Raw genomic sequence first — 19,721 nt, forward strand, 5'->3', positions numbered from 1 at the left:
GTTAAGTATATTACTAATTGTATCATTAATTCGAGAAATTAATAATAAGGCAGCTGGAATTGTAACATTCCAACTGCCTTATTGAATTGAAATCGGGACTTTTTACGAATAAGATACTGTTTTTTAACTTTTATGTTCTACTTTTCTTCTACGCAATAACATCCAACCACCTAATAGAATGAGAGCCACTCCCGATGTAATGGTGCCAATTGGATATGCTTCTCCAGTTTGCGGAAGTTTTCCTTCCTTAACGATAGATGAAGGTGAAGTATTCGTCTTGCCTATTGGCTTGTTAGGCTTTGTCAGTTTGCTTTGATTATTTGAATTGTTAGATTCACCTAAAGCTCCCGGCTTATCTGTACTGCCTGACTCACCTGATTCACCTGGTTCGCTTGGTTCACCTGGTTTGCTTGGTTCACCTGGTTCGCCTGGTTTACCCGGTTCGCCTGGTTTGCCTGGTTCGCCTGGTTCACCTGGTTTGCCTGGTTCACCTGGTTTGCCTGGTTCACCTGGTTCGCCTGGTTCTCCCGGTTTACCTGGTTCGCCTGGTTCACCTGGTTTGCCTGGTTCACCTGGTTTGCCCGGTTCGCCTGGTTCTCCCGGTTTGCCCGGTTCACCCGGTTTTCCTGGTTCGCCTGGTTCGCCTGGTTCACCTGGTTTGCCTGGTTCTCCCGGTTCGCCTGGCTCTTTCGGATCCGTAGGAGGGTCTACAGGTGGTGGAGTACCACCTCCTCCGCCACTTGGATTTTTGGTATTTTTAATTACAATATTTAAACCTTCTTCTTGCCCAACTTCAACGGTAAATTCAAAAGGCTTGCTCAGTCTCTTATAGCCAATTGGTGCTTTCGTTTCAATAAGCTTATAATCGCCAGCAGATAGGCTATCAATTTCAAATTTCCCATCATTATCCGATACGAGTTTTTCGAGAAGGAGATCGCCATTTGCATTGATAAGTGTAAACTCGGCCCCAGATAGCGTTCGATTCGTTTTATCGTCCACTTTTGTAACAACAACATGACCTAACGCCTTGTTTTTCATAGACAGATTCAATATTTCAGTTTGACCTGTTTCAATCGTAAATTCGATAGGTGTCTCGTCTAATTCATAGCCCGCTAAGGCTTCGATTTCTATGAATTCGTATTTACCTGGTCGTAAACCGTCAACTTTGATTTGCCCATTTTCGTCTGTAGTAAGTTGCCTTAACTCATTTCCGTTCGAATCGCGAAGTGAAAATTTTACGTTTTCAAGCACTTTAGTCATGTCTAAGAAATCATATTTTGTTAACTGGACTCCGCCTAACTTCAGCTCATTCGGAATTAAAATACGGATGGTATCTGATTTACCGGCCTCCAGTGTGAATTCCCTCGGTGTCGGATCTAATTCGTATCCAAATGGAGCTTTTGTTTCAACAATTTGATACATTCCCGGTTGTAAGTTGTTGATGATAAGTTCCCCATTCAAATCTGTAGATAGATCCGACTGTACCACCTTTCCATCACTGTCAAGAAGCTTGAATTCTGCTTCTTTTAAAAGGACATCTGGATTATCCTTTTCATGCTTGATGAGCAAGACGGAACCGGTTTTCAAGTTTACCATGCGGACGGTCTTGACTTTAGTGTCTTTTTCACCAATTGTAAATTCAATTGGTGTTGTATCAAGCTGATACCCGATTGGCGCTTTCGTTTCAATAAAGCGGTATTTTCCCGGACTTAGTTGGTCTACTTTGATTAATCCATCTTCGCCAGTTCTCAAATTGGTTGTGAATGTTTCAAAGCCATCTGCCGTTTCTCTCTCCAACGAGAATACAGCATCTTTTAAAACATTATTCTCTTCATCAACCTTAGTAAGTTCCACTGCATGGATGATCTTCTCATTCAATACCGTTTCTATATTTCCAGCCTTTTCTTCGTTTTCTTTTTCAAAAGGTGTATCAATCGTAACTTCTCGATCCTCTACTCCAATATATCCTTCAGGAGCTTCTACTTCCTTTAATATATATACTCCATAAAGTAGCTTGTCAAAAACAATCTTGCCATTATCATCTGTAATAGATGATGCAATGGTTACTCCACTTTCAGGATCGACAAGTGCAAATGCAGCGCCTTTCAGGACTTCGTTAGTCGTTGCATCTTTTTTAATTACAGTCAACCCGCCAAGCTCACCAGTGCCGCTTCCCGACCCGCTTGTTCTCTTAATCGTAATAGTTTCCGATGTTGCAGGGAATTCTTGACTTCCATCTCCACGGAATAATGCACTGTTTTTAGTAACCGTATCAGGTGCTGCAATTATTCTCGTTTGGTATTGTAAAATATACGGCTTATTAATTGTGTCAGTAAAACTTAAGGTAAAGGAGTCTAACTCATCTGTAAAACTTACTGTATAATCTTCCCCTTCAATTAATTGTGCCCCTTGCTCCACATTGCCGTTGGAGACTACTCTTGCTTCATACAATTTGAGAGAATCAGGTATTAGCAATTGATGTTCATCGACAATATCAGTGATTTTTGCTTTTTCAATTTTAGATTCTCCAAAATTAATGTCGATCTGCCAATCAATGACCTTACCATTTTGCTTACCTGATTTGTCGATATATTTACCGCCAAACGGTGTCGTAACTGTAGCATGTAAGGTAGTATGCACAATGTCATTGCTATTTAGCGTTGCGGTATTACTGTATTGTTTTGCTACAAGAGAGACTTCATCAACCGATGTCTTGTATTCGATTTTATACGGTTCACTAATTCTATTTATAAATACTACGCGGAATTTATTTTCTTCCAAGTAGTCAATTTTGTAATCTTCCCCTTCAATCGCTTCTCCGATTTCAACTCCATCTGTCCCGCCAGTTAAAGACATTTTATAGACCGTAATGGAGTCTTCTATTAGTTTCTGGTTGCCGTCAAATACATCCTCTACAAACGCATTCTCAAGCGTTTGTAAATTGTAATTGATGCCTACATTCCAAGTGATTTCCTTATCAACAGCATTATAAGAACCATTTTTGAAACCATTGGACTGTGTATAAGTATCCGGAGTGAATGCCGCTTTGGCCTCTATATTTTTTTCATTGCCCGATGCATCTTTCCATGTCATACCTATTTTATTTTCTAAGTAATTTAACTCCTTATTCGTTCTTGCCTCATAATCAAACTTTGTTTTGTAAGTAATGATAACTTCCGATTCAACCGTTTTATTGAATGTCAGTGTAAACCCATCGGCGTTTTCTGTGATCATGTAATGGGTACCTGAAGATAACGGAACTTGACCTTCTGTCACTTGGATTGAATCTGGCAATAATCTCAGTCCAGCGTTTGTAAACACATCTTCCATGACGATATCCGTCATTGTATGCTGATCGCTGTTCGCCCTAATCGTCCACTCGATTTCTTTATCCCTATAGTTTGGTGTTCCGTGGCTCTTAAACAAAATTTGCGGGCCTATTTCCCGACCGACTTCACCCGTTTCATAAATGCCGGACGCTACTTCATTTTTGATTTCTGTATTCTCGTAAACACGTTCTTTTGCTTTTGTTTTGTACGTGATCTTGTAAGCTTTCTCGATATCTTGATTGAACGAAAGTACGAATCCATTCTTTCCTTCTTTCGACGCTTCTGTAAGGATGAAATTAGTAAATTCTTCTGAACTGGATTCTTTGCCTGTTTCAGAATTGATTGTAATCTCATGAACCTTCACCGAATTCTCAATCAGCTCATGACTGTTTGTAAAGAAATCTTTTAGTATCGCATCCTCCTTACTAATCGCCTTCTCATTGTAGTTATATCGAATTTCCCATTCAATTGACTGCTCAGCCTTATTGTATTGATTCGCTGTCTTTTCTAATGGTTTACCGCGTTGAATAGAAACGGAAGCAGTAGCGTCCACATCAGATTTATTATCCGCTTGTAATATCGCAGTGTTGGTAAATGTTGTTTTATCAGCATCAGTAATTTCTGTTTCATACACTAATCGGTAGGCAGAGTTGATATCACCTAGTTCCAAAGCGAAATCATAGTCTCCAACTTTATTGAAGTCAACTTCTTCTCCAAGCTCAACATCCCCATTCCATTTCACATTCAATTTGTAGAGCTTCATGGAATCTTCTTTTAAAAGCTGACCTTCAGGTATGACATCTTCTAACTTTGCATTGGATAGTGACTCAATGGTTTTGTTGAAGTCAACGGTCCAAGTGATTACATCCCCATTGTAAGTTCGATTTGGAATACCTTTTTTCTCAATAGCTGGCCCCCCCGGTTGGAAGTTGACTGGAATAGTATAGGATTCCTTACCTTCTATCGGTGTAATGGTAATACGGCCATCTACAATGATTGCGTCCTCTCTTATTTCAGTTAATACTTCGATATGGCCGCTTATGTTTGAATAATTTTCAATGACATCCGTGAATTCAATCGTTGCTGTTCCATCTATGGAGACGGAGAAGTAGCCTATAACTTTGTCATTGAACAGCATTTCCTCACGATCAACCGTATTGTATACTTTTAACTGAGGCGGGATAGTAAAGGAATAGGTCGCTCCTGCTTTATAGCCATGCCCATTTTGCAATGCCCAGTCGTAAGTGATGCCAATGATCATATCATCATCAACTTCTACATCATAATCAGTTAAAATGTTTTCTTTGATCACTTGTGATATTCCATCATCAACAAGCGGATCTACTTCTTTCGAAAATCCGTTTTCTTCATTTTCTTTCTCTTCATCGGTCAAACCATCTTCTGGAAAGTTACTTTCTAAATCTTCCTCAGGAATTTTGCTATCAATTTCCTCATCTTGTTCTGACTCGTCTGTTATACGATCAATCTCATTTCCATTTTCTTGAGCCGGTTCAGATGTTGGTGTCTCTTCTTCACCTTGGTTTGAAGATTCTTCCGCTATGGTGTATGTTACATTCCCAAAAGTGAAGCTATTTACATCAGCCACTTTTGCTTCGACTTTAAGCGTTCCTGAAACCGAGACTTCTATTTGTTCATCGATTGTAACTACAATTCTATTCCCAACAAGCTTGTAGGAACCAATGGCTTTATTGTCAGAAACTAATAAACCAATTGTATCGATTCCGGTTAACCCATTTGGCAGAGGAATTGAATATGTTTGGCCTTGTTCAACCTCTTCTGAAATGTTCCATTCATACGAAAGAATAACGATAGATTCTAATTGCAATGGATTTTCTTCACCAAATGAACTGCCGTTTTCATCCGTTGCCAAACTTTCCTTCAATACTATTGGAGAACTGCCTATTCCACTTGCACTAACCGTCGCAAGTGGACCTAATATCGTTTGGCCGATGAGCAACAGAAATAACGCAAAAACTGTTATCTTTTTCATACCATACCCGCTTTCTAAAATTCAAATTAAGGTTAGAAGCTATTAGGGTGGAAGTCACTTTACTTCTTCCCCCTCAATAAGTTGCGCTTGCACAATAAGTCGGTCTGGGGGATTGCGGGAGCCTAATGGGGTACAAGTGACAAGTGTAATCATGGGGTCTGTTTGGTCTTTTAGGACGGATATTTCGGATTGGTGTACAACATAAGTTTTTGTCACATTAAAGGTGTAAGTGTCATCGTATGTCTTAATTTGGATACGGTCACCCTCCTTTAACTCGCCAAGACGGTTAAATTGCTTACCCTTCGTTGTTGAGCGATGTCCAGCTATGCCAATATTTTGTTTACCAATCTCCTTTTCTGGTTCAATGATGCCAACACCTTTTAAGAGGTTTTCTTCGGTTGCCTGGTCAAATAGAGCAATTTGCAAATCAATTTTATCGATTTCCAAAATACCTTTTACACCATCCGCTAATTGGAGAGGGGCTATAACATCCTCTTCTTCCTGCAGTTTTTCTGACTCTGCAATTTCCCGCTCTTCCCACTCACCTAATTGTACAAAGGCATTCATCAACTCCTGTTGATCCGCATCAAATTTCTTTCTTTCGAATTGCGGATAAAAAAGAAGCAAAAATCCTGTCAACAGCAACAGAATTCCTATTATTTTTCTCATCTACCCTCCCCCCGAACATCCACCATCATAGTAAAATGCACTTACATAACACTTAACAACCTCTTACAAATCTCTTAACAATCCGACAGATATTTTGTTTATGAATAAAATAAGGCTTGTCTTGAAAGAAAGACGACTCATTAGATTGAAAACTTTCTCTATCTTTATTAGTAAGGGTCTTCCATTGACCCAGTAGTCCTAATACGTCAAGAAGCTGATCAGTATTGGCCTGATCAGCTTCTCTATATAGAGTATGCAATTCTATTGTCTGAATAGAGTGGTGCACAAGTATCGTTTCTAAGAAATTAACTTTAATCCAACAGCTGCTCCCAATATCATGCCTATAAAAAAGATTCTCTTCCAATCCTTCGGTTCATCATAAAAAAGGATGCCTAAAATCGCACCTCCCGACGCGCCAATACCCGTCCAAATTGCATATGCTGTTCCCATCGGTAATTGTTTCATGGCGTAAGACAAAAATAGAAAGCTAGCTCCGAACCCGATGATCATTAGCGCGACGGACTGCCAATTTTTATCTTTATGCAACTTATTAATCATTAACACACCAAACATTTCGAACAACCCTGCTATCATGAGAGAAACCCATGCCATTACGATTCATCCCCCTTTTCATTGCTTTCCCGATGAGACAGCTTCAATCCGATGACGCCTGCCAATAAAATTACGATCAAAATGACTTTTGCCATTTGCAATGGCTCATTAAAAAAGGCAATACCTGAAAAGACAGTCCCGACGGTGCCTAATCCGACAAACACTGCATAGACGGTACCTACTGGCAGCTTTTTCCCTGCCATAATCATTAAGGTGAAACTAATGATGATCGCAAGAACCGTTCCACTCCACTCCCAAAAGCCTTCAGCATGCTTTAGGCCAATGACCCAAAACACTTCAAATACTGCGGCAACAATTACTTGAATCCATGTTGCATTCATTTTAACGACCTCCTCATTTTTATCAAAATAAAAAAAGCCCGGGAGTAAACTGTATATAAAACAGTTTCTCCCAGGCTTTTATCCTTCCGTGGCACAGCAAAAGCTGTGAGTTTTCTCTCGGACCAGACTAACATCAATGTTACGGAACCCTAGAAAACATTCATCGTATGCAATTAACAGAGATTATACACAAAACCTACACGCAAATCAATTAATAGAACGAGAGCCCATTAAATTGAATCTTTTTCTCTTAATTTTTCGTACATATATTCAAACAATCGGAGAAAGGAAGGCATATTATGTTTTTCAATAAAAATAAAAATCCATATGAAAATGTACATCAACAAACTCATTATGAGGAAGAAGATACATATCCAGTCATCCTTCACTATACTCCTGTGGCGATTTATGTGTACGAAGATAAAGAAGACACCCATATCCAAGAATTCGATCATATAGAGCTTTGCGATCAAAATGATACTGTCCTAATCGGCACATTAGTTGTCACTTATGTTCGTTTGCTTCAAGAAGCGCTTAATAAATATAAAGTACATGAGATCGGATTGCCGGTCATTTTCGTTGAAATTTCTTATTTTGAATGACCATTAACGAAAAGAAAACCATCGAACGCTTGATAGATGGTGTAGTCCGGACGAGCCTAATCATGTCATTATCCAATCTTTGCGCTATTATACAATGGATGAAATTAGCCAACTTTGTACGGCAAGATTGCAAGTATTGTTGGCATTTTCCCATGCGGCATGATGGATTATGAATAGTAGGTTTATTTGCAGGCGTTCCGCTTTCCGAATGTCTGTCGTATCGCATTAAATTAAGGAGTGCAGATTTTCAATTCGTTTTGATACCTTACAACTGCAACGGGAGCTGATCACATGATGTAAACAGCTCCCTCGTTTTTTTATGCGCAAGCACCGAACAGATTCACACAGAAGAAATAGTATTTGGTACCGTAAAAGTAATTGACGTTCCCACCCCTTCCGTGCTGTGAATACTGAGTCCCTTACTATACAAACGCTGTAAACGCTGTTCAGTATTGATTAGACCAATTCTTTGGGTTCGATCCGGTTGAATCGTGAACAATTGTTTTACCTTTTCCTCATCCATACCGACACCATTGTCTAGTACAGACACTTCAATAGAATCTTCCTTATTACGAATTCGGATTGTAATTACTCCTCCTTCAATTCGCTTCAACACGCCATGATTAACGGCATTTTCTACTAAAACTTGTATGGATAGTGGTGGGATCATTCCATCGATGTCATCATCTACTTCCCAGTTTACATGCAATCTATCCCCGAATCGCTCTTTTTCAATATACAAATACGATTCAAGCAACTCAATTTCATGTGTAATCGGAATAAGCTGATCCAAGTTTTTTAGGTAGAAACTGCTCTGCAAATAATGCGCAAACTTTTCAATCAGCCGAGCCATCCTTGGTGTATCGGTTTCGCTTAATGATACAATTGCATTCAACGTGTTTAATAAAAAGTGAGGTCGAATTTGTGCTTGAAGCCACGCAGCTTCCATTCCTAATCGTTCATTAATAGATGCTTGAAGATTCGTTAATGCATGTACCCGCACATTTAATTCCAAAGCATCAACTGATTTTACAACGTAATCATTTGCTCCAGCTAAAAAACCTGTATAAATATCTTCCGTATGGCCGCGCGCTGTTAACAGCAAAATCGGTAAATCAGAGATAGAAAACTTATCCCTTATTGAACGGGTTAATTCATACCCAGACATGTTGGGCATCATAACATCTGAAATAATTAAATCCCATTTCTTCATTTTAAGTTGTTCCAATGCATCTTTTCCGTTCGTAACCGTTTCAACCTCGTACTGTGCATCAGAAAGAATATTTTTAAGCACTCTTAAATTTACAGGATCATCGTCGACTGCTAAAATTTTTGGTCGTTTTTTTGGCAGCGTATTTCTATCAATTGATTCAACCAATGTATGGACCGTACTGCTATTTATATGAAGAGGAAACTCACTCCTATCAATTGTTTGCGTTGTTACAGGTGCTATTTGTTTTTCAGATGCTCCTTCATCGATTGGCAATGTAAATGTAAATACCGAACCTTCTCCTAAGATTGAACGTGCTTGCAATGTTCCACCATGCAATTCTACTAATTGCTTACAAATGCTCAGCCCAAGACCGAAGCCGCCTCCAACTGCCGTAATGCTGGAATCTCCTTGCTCATATGGTTCGAATATAGTAAGGAGTGTTGTGTCATCCATTCCAATGCCTGTATCAGCAATTTGGATATAGACCATTCCGTTTTTCATTTCTGCGGAGACTGTAATGATGCCTTCATAGGTAAATTTCACAGCATTGTGAAGGAGATTAAATAGTATTTGGATGAGTCTGTTTTTATCCGCCGAAACATGTGGAATGTTAGGCGGGATATTCACTACCATTCGAATACTTTTATTTTCAACTAAAACTTTGAGCATATCGACTACTGCACCAGAAACAGCCTGTACATCCACGCTTTCCAATCGGAGTTGTATACGGTGTTCCTTCAAACGAGTAATATCTAATAAATCTCCCAAGGTTTGGGACATATGTCTACCAATTGTCAGTTGAAGAGCCAAATCATCCTTTGTTTTTTCATCCAACCGATCGGAACGATTTTGTAAGATGGACTGCGTAATATTGATAATGCCATGTAATGGATTACGAAGCTCATGGGATGTATTCGCTAAAAAATCGTCCTTTTGCTTCATCTCTTTTTGAAGTTGAATAGCAAGTTTTTCATTTGCGACATTCAAAGATAGTAATTGCTTGTTTTGCTGCTCGGTTTTTTGGGTTCTCTCAGCAAAGTCCTTGCTCATTAGGATGACATGCATGAAAACATACACAGCAACAGCTGGCAACATTAAATTTATTGACTGGTAAAAATTTTTCCCAACAGCAAAGTCATTAAAAAAAGCTAAAAATATGATCCCTATCCCAATCAAATTCACTTTTGCATCTCGATTATGGTTCCGAATGCTTTTGTAAATGACGAAAATTAAATAGAAGAATGTCGGCACCGCCAAATAAAAAACTTTGAAAAATAGTGCTTGGAAAAATACTGGTTGCGTAAACAATGTAGTGACAATGAGCGAAAGATGGATAGCGACTAGCACAGACACTACTTTCTTGGAAAACTCCTCTTTATGCCAGTACCATAATAGGATGATATAAAACATTGAACTTGCTTCTGTCAAAATATATTCCAGCCTCGTCCCCCAAAGCCAAGACATCTCTAAAAAAATCAGCTTATAGTAAAAGGGAACTGTAAAAAGAGCCCGTACAGAGATGAGCATACTAAATATCCCGAAAACGAGAAACACATGCTCTCTCCGACGAAACAAAGCAAAAAGCACCATAAATAGGCCAATGATAAAAATACACCCATTTATAAAGAGAGTTACGATGATATCCTTATTGAACTTGCGCGAAACTGCCGACGACTCGCCTAAATAAATCGAGTTCTCAAATCCCCCCCGAATATGATCAAAACTAGACAATTGCATCGTCAGCAGCAATTCATCTGATTGTGGAAAAAAGGTACCGATTTCCGGCGACATTTCAGCATCATGCGATAAAGAATTCTGGCCAACCTTTCCATTCTTAGCGATCTCACTCTGATCTACAAATAGAGTGTAGGCACTATATTGATATGGCACATGAATCGCTAATGCTTTGCCGATTAAATCCTTAGGAATCTTGATCGTTGCGCTATACGTTCCAAACGAATTAACATTCCCGGTTTGGGCTTGGAACGAATCCGGCAGCGAAACAATCTTTCCCTTTCCTTCATTCATTTTCTTTTTTACCTGACCAGGTGATAACAATTCCTTTTCAAAGAAATACCACTCTCCGTCTAAATCAGTATAGAAGACTTTCGAATGCAGTTGCTCACTGAAATCAAATCCCCCTAACTCATCAACCTTCTCTGCCGAGATCCGTAAGCCCGTCATGACCGTTAGTATATATAAAGCCGCTATACATGCGAATATGTATTGTTTATGCTTATTTCTCAACTGACACTCCCCTACGATAACCTTTCGATTATTCGATTTTATGCTGAACTAATTCTATCATAATAGTTTGAAACAAATAGATATGTATTTTTAGTGGTCACGAATGGAGATCAAGTATTTTTGAAAGTTTGGTGCCTAAAAAAACTGCACCCCATCGTTTCACAAACGAACGGGATGCAGTTCTTGATTTTATTCTGCTTGATATTCCGCTAAAAACTCTTTCACTTTTTCCGAATCCGCAATCAATTCGTTTCCTGTATCAACCAAAGGGCTTACCGTAGAATAAGCTTTCTTTTTGTTTCCTTGGTAGAAGTTCAAAAACTCATCTTGATTGATGGAGTAAAGCACTGCTTTGCGCAGATTTTCACTTTTCGCTACTTCGCGGTCAGATGCGTTAAATAGCAAATATGTGACGGCATTGCTATCGTTCTTTTGCAGGACTAACTTATCATCGTTTTCCACTAAATCATATTTTGTTTCTGGAACACCGTTGAAAAGATGAATTTCGCCGTTGCGCAAAGCCGATAGTGAGCTGTCGGCATCTTCAATGAAACGAACAGTTACCCTCATAATTTTCGGCTCGAATTCGCTGCCTGCGCGATATGCCGGATTTTTCACGAAGTCTGCTTGATAATCATTTTTCTTCACAAGAATGTACGGACCGCTTGCATAGAGATGATTGTCATACGTAGCACCTTCCGTCACCGTCCGTTGGTCTCCGTAAGGAATGTCTTGATCGACATTGAAATTTGCCACGTCATATGTGTTAATGCTTTCAACCTGCTTTTTCGATACGATGCCCGCAGATTGGTGTGCCAAATAATTCAGCACTTGCGGGAATGGTTCATTTGTCGTTACTTTAATGACTTGGTATTTCCCTGCATTGCTGTCAGCGGCAGTTTTATCTGCTACCAATTCCGTGATTTCAGTTTCAAGCCCTAACTCAAGAGCTTCTCGGATTGTTCCTTCACCGCCTGATTGCTTCGTATCCAATTCTGCTAAATCCGTAACAATTTCAATGTCCTTCATGCTTTCATGCAAACTGTAAGTCCGGTGATCCGGCACAGAATCTTTATCTTTCGCGCGGTTCAATGAAAAGACAACATCATCCGCCCCGACACGTTCACCAGTATCAACTGCTTTTCCACCTTCCACTTTCGCAAAGTTAATATCATCACGAAGAATGAAATAATAATCCGAATTTCCATCACCAATTGCATAGTTGTACGAAAGTGAACCGTCCGAAACGACTTGATCGTCATCCGTCAGGTTAACGAGGCGCACGTACATATTCGTATTCAATGTATTGATCGAGCCATCATTCCCTTTTATCGGGTCAAGTGAAGTCAATGAGCCGATCGCCTGTTGAGTAATCAATGCATCTGTATCGCGCTTCGATGCATCATGAAAATCAATCGTTTCCCATGCAATCGCACGTGATTTTGCGAGGCGGACCGTATCCGGGTTCAATACGTCTTTATTGACCCCTTGCGCTTTAAATGAAATATAGAGCGGCGCAATATACGCTTTCTCTCCTACAATTCGCTGTTCAAGCTGCTTATACGTTTCTTTATATTCATCAGGTGTTTCCGTACTTGCTTCCTCAATTAATGCATCTACTTCCGGATCGTTAATGTCGCTGTTGTCACCGTCCGATTTGAATAAAGAACGGACCGCATAATCCGGGTTCCCTGTCACAGTCGTCCAGCTGGACAAAGCAATGTCAAAATTGCCGGCATCCCGCTGAGATTTAAAGCTTCCATAATCAGGCTGAATATTTAATTTTACATCAAAGCCGTTTTTAATGAGTTGATCACGGACGATATTCATATCTTCCTCACCAGAGCTCATTCCCAATAGCTCAATTACAACTTTACCGCTGCCGCCACCCTTTTTATCTCCACTATCCGCTTCACCGGATACATCCGATTTTGTCTTTACGCAACCCGCCAATACAACAAATAGCGCAAGCAAAATTGTCAATAATCTTTTTGCCATGTTCCATTCTCCTTTTCCATCATCTAAGATGCATTTTTCGATTCACCCTCCAATGGATGAAATCTGCAAGTACTCTTAATCAAGTCGTGGATCCAACGCGTCTCTCAGCCCATCTCCTAAGAAGTTGAAGGAAAGGACTAACAAAATAATCGCGAGGCCCGGGAATATTGCCAAATACGAATGCGATTCTAAATACGTACTTCCTACCCGCAGTATATTCCCCCATTCAGGAATATGTGGCTCCACACCAAGCCCTAAATAACTAAGGCTGCTCGTCGCGATGACTGCACCGCCAATCGTCAATGTCGACTTGACAATCATGGGAGCTAACGAGTTCGGTACTACTTGCTTAAAAATAATTGATAAATCCGATGTGCCCAACGCTCGTGCCGAATCAACGAAATCATAATTCGATACCATTAACACATTCGCCCGCATTGTCCGCGCGTACGTCGGAATCGACCCAACGCTAAGCGCAATAATTAAGTTCACTGTATTTGCTCCGAACGCAGCGATAATCGCAATTGCAAGCAAAATTCCTGGAATCGCATAGAGCACATCTAACAGTCGCATGATCAAATTATCTGTCCGATTGCTGTAATAGCCTGCAATCCCACCAAGAAATCCACCGATAATCGCCGGAATGATTGTCGAAGCAAAACCAACGAGCAATGAAATTCTCGCTCCAAAGACGATTCGCGAAAACACATCACGCCCGAAATTGTCTGTGCCGAACGGATAAGCCAAGCTTGGCGTCTGCAAAATATTGCCGTAGTCATTTTCAACAGCAAAATCATAATCGAATGTGAATCGGCTCATCACAGAAATGGCCAGCATAAGGATGATGAAAAACATCCCTAAAATCGCCATCGAATTACGTGTGATTTTTTCCCACATACTATTCCATTTCATAATGCGTGAGCGGTCATTGCTTCTTGATTTCAACAATAAGCTCCATCCTAATAACAGAGCGAAAACATTGCCTGATAGCGCTGAAATGAGGACGATTGCCGCAATGATTCCGATCGATTTCGGAGCAGATTGTTCCGAAACCGACTTCGCCACGATGATTAAAACTGCCAAATAGAAAATAGCAATCACGAGCAAAATTGCCATTGCAACGACGAACGTGTCGGTCACGTACGGTTTAAAAATATTCATAGCCGAAATTGCAATTACAAATAGTTGTGTCAAAAACATATAAACAGCAAAAGTATATTCAGGCGTTTTTCGTTTATTGATTAAATTAAATGCAAATGCAGCCGCAAAAATATTGCCAACCGATAGACTGACGAACTGCACATATCCTAAACGACGAGTTCCTTTTCGGATTTCTCCATATCCGAGCAAATCCTTTCTCATACGCCACACTATGAACATTTGGAAAAGCGTCGTTGCGAAATATACGATAAACAAGGCAAATACAAATGTTTTTAATTCACCGGTTTTCCACGAGAAACTGTTCGCTAAGAAAATTAATGTAACGATCAACGAAATGATCCATGTGAAATTCGCTTGCGGGTATTCTTTTGATAAAACCAATGCATGTCGATTATTCAGCTTCTCTTCCATCTTTACACCTGCTTTACGATTGTTTCATCTTCGAACGGATACGCGGATCTAAAAAAGCATATAAAATATCGATCAACAAGTTGACGAGCGAAATCGTAATCGCAATATAGACAACGCCTCCCATAATGGCAGGAATGTCTGGTATGAATTGCTTATCTACGATGTAACTGCCGATTCCTTTAATATTGAACACCTTCTCTGTCACTGCTGCCCCGCCTAACATTCCGCCAAACAACAGACCGATAACTGTAATGACAGGAATCATCGCATTTCCAACCGCATGCTTCCATAGCATTTGGGTTTTCGTCAGTCCCTTCGCACGAGCTGTAATCATATAGTCTTCGTGGACAATTTCCAGTAAAGAGGATCTCATCATTCTCGCGATCGAAGCCGTAAGCCCAGTTCCTAAAACGACAACTGGCATGATCATCGACAAGGCATCCCCAGGACTATAGGTGGCAGGAAGCCAATTGTATTTAATCGAGAAATTCAAGATGAAAATGAGCCCTTGCCAAAAATTCGGAATCGACAAACCGATCAATGCGATGAACATGAACGTGTTATCCAAAAATGAATTCGGCCGTGTTGCTGACAAAATGCCAACTGGGATTGCGATTACAATCGCCATTAATACTGAGAAAATCGCTATTGTAAACGTAATCGGAAATTTATTTGCAATGCTTGATGCAACATCTTCATTTCCAGCGAACGATGAACCGAGGTCAAACGTCGCAATACCTTTCATTGCATTCCACAATTGCTGCCAATATGGCAAATCCAATCCGTGTATTCGGTTGAAAGTAGCAATTTGCTCCTCTGTCGCGGACTCGCCAAGAATATTGGATGCAGGGTCAAAAGGTGAAATATAAAGGATGGAAAAAACGAGAACTCCCACTCCGATAATGACAAACACACTTTGGACGAGACGTTCCATAATATATTTCAAAAATGGATTGCTGATTAAAAACAGCAAGATATACATGAGGAACCCCGGTACAAGCGATGCAACGATAAATGCCGGTCGGCCAAGAAGCGATTGAAAATAATCAGCATACGTTCTTTTGCGAACCCCTTCCTGAACGAATCTTTCATCCGTTCGCCGCGCAATCTCTTGCTGCACTTTTTCATCTGCCAATCGTTCTGCCTGCCTCTGAATCTCTTCACGGCTTTTCTCCTCTTTGAAAAAGGCTGCCTTTCTCAGCAATTGATCCTCATACTCTGCAACATAAACTTCCTTGCGTCCTTCACGAGCAATTTCCCGCTTGACTTCTGCCTTCATCGCTTTGTATGTATCGTCTTTTCGCTGCATAAAATAAAAGAGGTAGAGTAATAGATGTAGAGGCAGTCCCGCCAAATAGATGAGCAACCGATACATTGTGCGGCCTTGCGTATCTTGAAACGTTCTTTGAAGCTTGGCACTGTCGCCAACTTTCATCTTTTATCCCTCCTTTTTTTATATTGTATAATCCCTATCGGTATACTATACTATATTCAAACATGATATTGTTGTCAATTTACAATTTTTTAATAGAACTTATGGGCTCAAACGGAAGGAGGACTTACTATGTCTGACATTATATTGCGTGTAACAGATTTACATGTATCATTTGCAACAAGAGAAGAAGATTTTAACGCAGTGCGTGGGGTAAGTTTTGAAGTGAAAAAAGGAGAGACACTTGGCATTGTAGGAGAATCAGGCAGCGGAAAAAGCGTAACAGCACGATCCATCATGCGACTCCTCCCCTCGCCTCCTTCCTATATGAAAGATGGCAAAATCGAGTTTCAAGGAGAAGATCTTTCACTAAAGACGGAAAAAGAAATGGAAGCCATTCGCGGAAAAGAAATCGGCATGATTTTTCAAGACCCGATGACTTCTCTGAACCCGACAATTCGAATTGGAAAACAAATAGCGGAAAGTTTGTTGAAGCACCGAGGTGTATCGAAGAGTGAGGCAAAAAAAGAAGCGGTCGAGCTACTGAAGCTTGTTGGCATAAAAAATAGCGAACAGCGCTATAACCAGTACCCCCATGAATTTTCGGGCGGGATGCGCCAACGTGTCATGATCGCCATCGCCTTGGCGTGCAGGCCATCTCTCTTAATTGCGGATGAACCGACTACCGCACTTGACGTAACAATTCAAGCTCAAATATTGGACCTAATGAAGAAGATGCAACAACGTTTTGGCACTTCTATCATTTTAATTACACATGACTTAGGTGTCGTTGCGGGCATGTGCGACCGGGTCGCTGTCATGAAAGAAGGAGAAATAGTTGAATCGGGTAAAACGATCGATCTATTCGAAAATCCGCAACACCCATATACAAAAAGACTATTGAATGCCTTGCCACGGCTTGATCAAAAGAAGAAGTCGAAACGTCCTCCGCATATTAAAAAAAGCGTTGATACGTCCATTCCGCTTCTTCAAGTTAATTCGTTAAAACAACATTTTGATAGCGGAAAAGGAGAGGTGATGAAAGCAGTCGATGATATAAGCTTCTATATTCGCCCAGGTGAAACATTGGGACTCGTTGGCGAATCAGGATCCGGCAAATCAACGACAGGCCGTGCCATCTTGCGGCTCAATGAACCAACTGATGGAGATATCCTTTACCAAGGAATTGCGGTCAATCGGTTATCCAAAAATGAAATGAAAACGATGCGCCGCCATATGCAAATGATCTTTCAAGACCCGTATTCGTCTTTGAATCCGCGTTTCAAAGTGCTTGACATTATCGGGCAGGCGCTCGATATTCATAAGCTGAGCAAATCGAAAGAAGAACGGAAAAAAAGAGTGGAAGAACTGCTCGAAATGGTCGGACTGAAACCGGAGCACGCCATGCGATATCCCCATGAATTTTCAGGCGGCCAGCGCCAACGAATCGGTATCGCGCGTGCATTAGCTGTTGAACCAGACTTCATCGTCTGTGATGAACCTTTATCAGCACTCGACGTTTCCATTCAAACCCAAATCGTCGACCTTTTGGAAGATCTCCAACACCGGCTAGGGCTTACTTATTTATTTATCGCCCATGACTTGTCAATGGTAAAACATATAAGCGACAGGGTCGCCGTCATGTACGCCGGCAAAATCGTCGAACTCGCCGAAAGCGAAGAGTTATACAATAACCCATTGCACCCTTACACAAAATCCTTGCTCTCAGCTATTCCGATCCCCGATCCAAGGGTAGAGGCGAACAAGCAGCGACATACCCCGTATGAAGACAGCGGAAAGGAACGTTACAATTTGAATGGTGCACAATTGGTAGAAGTATCGGAAGGGCATTGGGTTGCGCAGATTGTAGAGTAAAAGAATCGAAAAATCGGGAGAAAGAGCTTATCCCTCTTCCGATTTTTTCGTTTTCAATTGTGCCGATACGTAAGGCACACTGAAAGGGAGCAATTATGATGCACTCACTGCACCCTCTTTTTCTTTTTTTCGTTTAGATAATACGACAGTTGCGGCGATCAGAAGAGCGATGACGAAAATAAGTGTATATACACTTCCTGTCAATCCTGCAACGACAAAACCGATGAGTGCAATAGATGCGTTCAATGCTGCATATGGAAATTGCGTTTTAACGTGATCAAGATGATCTGCACCCGCACCCGTCGATGAAAGAATCGTCGTGTCCGAAATCGGCGAACAATGATCTCCAAAAATGCCGCCGGACAATACTGCCCCGATGCATACGAGTACATGGGCGTCAAGTGAAACGGCCATTGGAATCGCAATCGGCAACATGATGGCGAACGTCCCCCAAGAAGTACCTGAAGCGAGGGCCATGACTGCACCAACGACAAAAAGAATGGCAGGAATGATGAAGGCTGGTACGTTTCCTTTTGTCACTTCCACAATAAATGCCGCTGTTCCCATTTCCCCTATCACTTTTCCAAGCGACCACGCAAGGACAAGTGTCACCGCCACGTAAACCATCTTTTGCATACCGGTTGTATAAATATCGAAAATCTCATTAAATTTCTTTACTTTATAAATAATCATCAAGATGATAATCGTAATGGCTGCAAACAAATACGCCGTGCTAAGCGCTACACGAAAATCGCCGCCTGCAACTGGAGTGACAGGAAATCCTTTAGAGAAAAGCAGACCGAATAACGTAACAAATAAAACAAGAAGCGGTAGCCAAATGAGAATCGTGCGACTGCCCGTCGTATATTCCTTCATCTCCTCCGCCTTGCGCAACGGTTTCGACTCAGGCCAGTAAAGCTGACCTGTTTTGCGAACACGATTTTCTGCTTTTGCCATCGGACCAAAATCAACTTTTGCAAAAGCAATCAACGGCACGAGCAACACTGTGAGAATCGCGTAAAACTGAAAAGGAATGACTTGAATTAACGTACTAAATTCGGAGTCCGTAATCCCCAACTTATCGAACTCTGCACGTATGAGCCCCATAATATAAACGCCCCACCCGATAAACGGAACAAGAACAGCTACCGGTGAAGCGGTAGAGTCAATAATCCAGGCGAGCTTTTCACGGGATACTTTTACCTTATCAAAAATCTTTTCAAAAACGGGTCCAACAATAAGCGGGGTCCCAAGGTCGGAGAAGAAAATGAGAATACCCCCAAACCACGCTGATACTTGAGCACTTGCTCTTGTTTTTATGTATTTAATCGAAGCAGCCGCAAGCGCCGCCCCACCGCCCGACTTCTCCATGAGTGCGACAAATCCACCGATGAAAAATAAGAGAACGAGCACGGCCGCATTATAATCATCTGTCAGCTGCGGAAATAAATAATCCCCTATTACATCTGTCGTAGCGGTTAGCGGATTACCACCGACTAGAATAATTACACCAACGAAAACTCCCGAAAATAACGATATAATGACGTTCTTTGTAACAATCGCTAAAATAACCGCAATAAGCGGGGGAATTAACGACAAGAAGCCCATATGTTCCATAAACTCATCCCTTCCAATATAGATTCATATTATCGCATAATAATACATGTTTATTAGTTATTATGCAATAGAAGGTTGTGAACATTTTTACTGATGCCTAAAAAGGGGCTGTCCAGAAAGTCAGTGAAAACTGATTTTCTGTGATAGTCCCTTTCTGGTTGGAGAATAAATGGGGAACCCCTGACAACCGTCGCTTTCCGTTC

11 protein-coding genes and 1 riboswitch are annotated in these 19,721 nt (G+C 40.9%); of the genes, 2 read left to right on the top strand and 9 right to left on the bottom strand.

Translation table 11 applies throughout. From position 1 onward, the window contains the following. Positions 1–123: 123 nt before the first annotated feature. The 4 genes from ACFQ38_RS08010 to ACFQ38_RS08025 form a co-directional block, all read right to left on the bottom strand. Complete coding sequence (locus ACFQ38_RS08010) at positions 124–5,340, bottom strand: SpaA isopeptide-forming pilin-related protein (protein WP_336824170.1); 5,217 nt, start codon at positions 5,338–5,340, stop codon at positions 124–126. A gap of 54 nt (positions 5,341–5,394) precedes the next feature. After that, positions 5,395–6,009 (bottom strand): class D sortase, encoded by a 615-nt coding sequence (locus ACFQ38_RS08015; RefSeq protein ID WP_336824171.1) that lies wholly within the window; start codon positions 6,007–6,009, stop codon positions 5,395–5,397. A gap of 297 nt (positions 6,010–6,306) precedes the next feature. Further along, positions 6,307–6,621: a DMT family transporter gene (locus tag ACFQ38_RS08020; protein WP_336824172.1), complete on the bottom strand. Its 315-nt coding sequence runs from the start codon at positions 6,619–6,621 to the stop codon at positions 6,307–6,309. Beyond that, positions 6,621–6,962, bottom strand: a complete 342-nt coding sequence (locus ACFQ38_RS08025) for a DMT family transporter (RefSeq protein WP_336824173.1) — start codon at positions 6,960–6,962, stop codon at positions 6,621–6,623. Before ACFQ38_RS08025 ends, ACFQ38_RS08020 begins: the two co-directional genes overlap by 1 nt. Positions 6,963–7,027: 65 nt before the next feature. Beyond that, a riboswitch (guanidine-I (ykkC/yxkD leader) is annotated at positions 7,028–7,126 on the bottom strand. 135 nt (positions 7,127–7,261) lie between these two features. On the opposite strand from ACFQ38_RS08025, the gene ACFQ38_RS08030 reads away from it, so the two are divergent. After that, entirely contained in the window at positions 7,262–7,564 is a 303-nt protein-coding gene (locus tag ACFQ38_RS08030) for a hypothetical protein (protein ID WP_336824174.1), read from the top strand. Positions 7,565–7,904: 340 nt separating this feature from the next. Here ACFQ38_RS08030 and ACFQ38_RS08035 read toward each other — a convergent pair whose 3' ends face one another. The 4 genes from ACFQ38_RS08035 to ACFQ38_RS08050 form a co-directional block, all read right to left on the bottom strand. Continuing rightward, on the bottom strand, positions 7,905–11,024 hold the full coding sequence (locus tag ACFQ38_RS08035) for a hybrid sensor histidine kinase/response regulator (protein ID WP_336824175.1): 3,120 nt from the start codon (positions 11,022–11,024) through the stop codon (positions 7,905–7,907). Positions 11,025–11,213: 189 nt separating this feature from the next. Beyond that, positions 11,214–13,022: an ABC transporter substrate-binding protein gene (locus tag ACFQ38_RS08040; RefSeq protein WP_336824176.1), complete on the bottom strand. Its 1,809-nt coding sequence runs from the start codon at positions 13,020–13,022 to the stop codon at positions 11,214–11,216. 75 nt (positions 13,023–13,097) lie between these two features. Then, positions 13,098–14,594, bottom strand: a complete 1,497-nt coding sequence (locus tag ACFQ38_RS08045; RefSeq protein WP_336824177.1) for an ABC transporter permease — start codon at positions 14,592–14,594, stop codon at positions 13,098–13,100. Positions 14,595–14,607: 13 nt separating this feature from the next. Continuing rightward, positions 14,608–16,029: an ABC transporter permease subunit gene (locus ACFQ38_RS08050; protein ID WP_381480325.1), complete on the bottom strand. Its 1,422-nt coding sequence runs from the start codon at positions 16,027–16,029 to the stop codon at positions 14,608–14,610. Between the two features lie 129 nt (positions 16,030–16,158). On the opposite strand from ACFQ38_RS08050, the gene ACFQ38_RS08055 reads away from it, so the two are divergent. Then, complete coding sequence (locus ACFQ38_RS08055; protein WP_381480326.1) at positions 16,159–17,901, top strand: ABC transporter ATP-binding protein; 1,743 nt, start codon at positions 16,159–16,161, stop codon at positions 17,899–17,901. A gap of 93 nt (positions 17,902–17,994) precedes the next feature. Here ACFQ38_RS08055 and ACFQ38_RS08060 read toward each other — a convergent pair whose 3' ends face one another. Beyond that, on the bottom strand, positions 17,995–19,518 hold the full coding sequence (locus ACFQ38_RS08060; protein WP_381480327.1) for a Na+/H+ antiporter NhaC family protein: 1,524 nt from the start codon (positions 19,516–19,518) through the stop codon (positions 17,995–17,997). Between the last annotated feature and the right edge of the window lie 203 nt (positions 19,519–19,721).

It is taken from the genome of Sporosarcina contaminans, from assembly GCF_042679045.1.
GTDB classification, from domain to species: Bacteria; Bacillota; Bacilli; order Bacillales_A; family Planococcaceae; genus Sporosarcina; species Sporosarcina contaminans.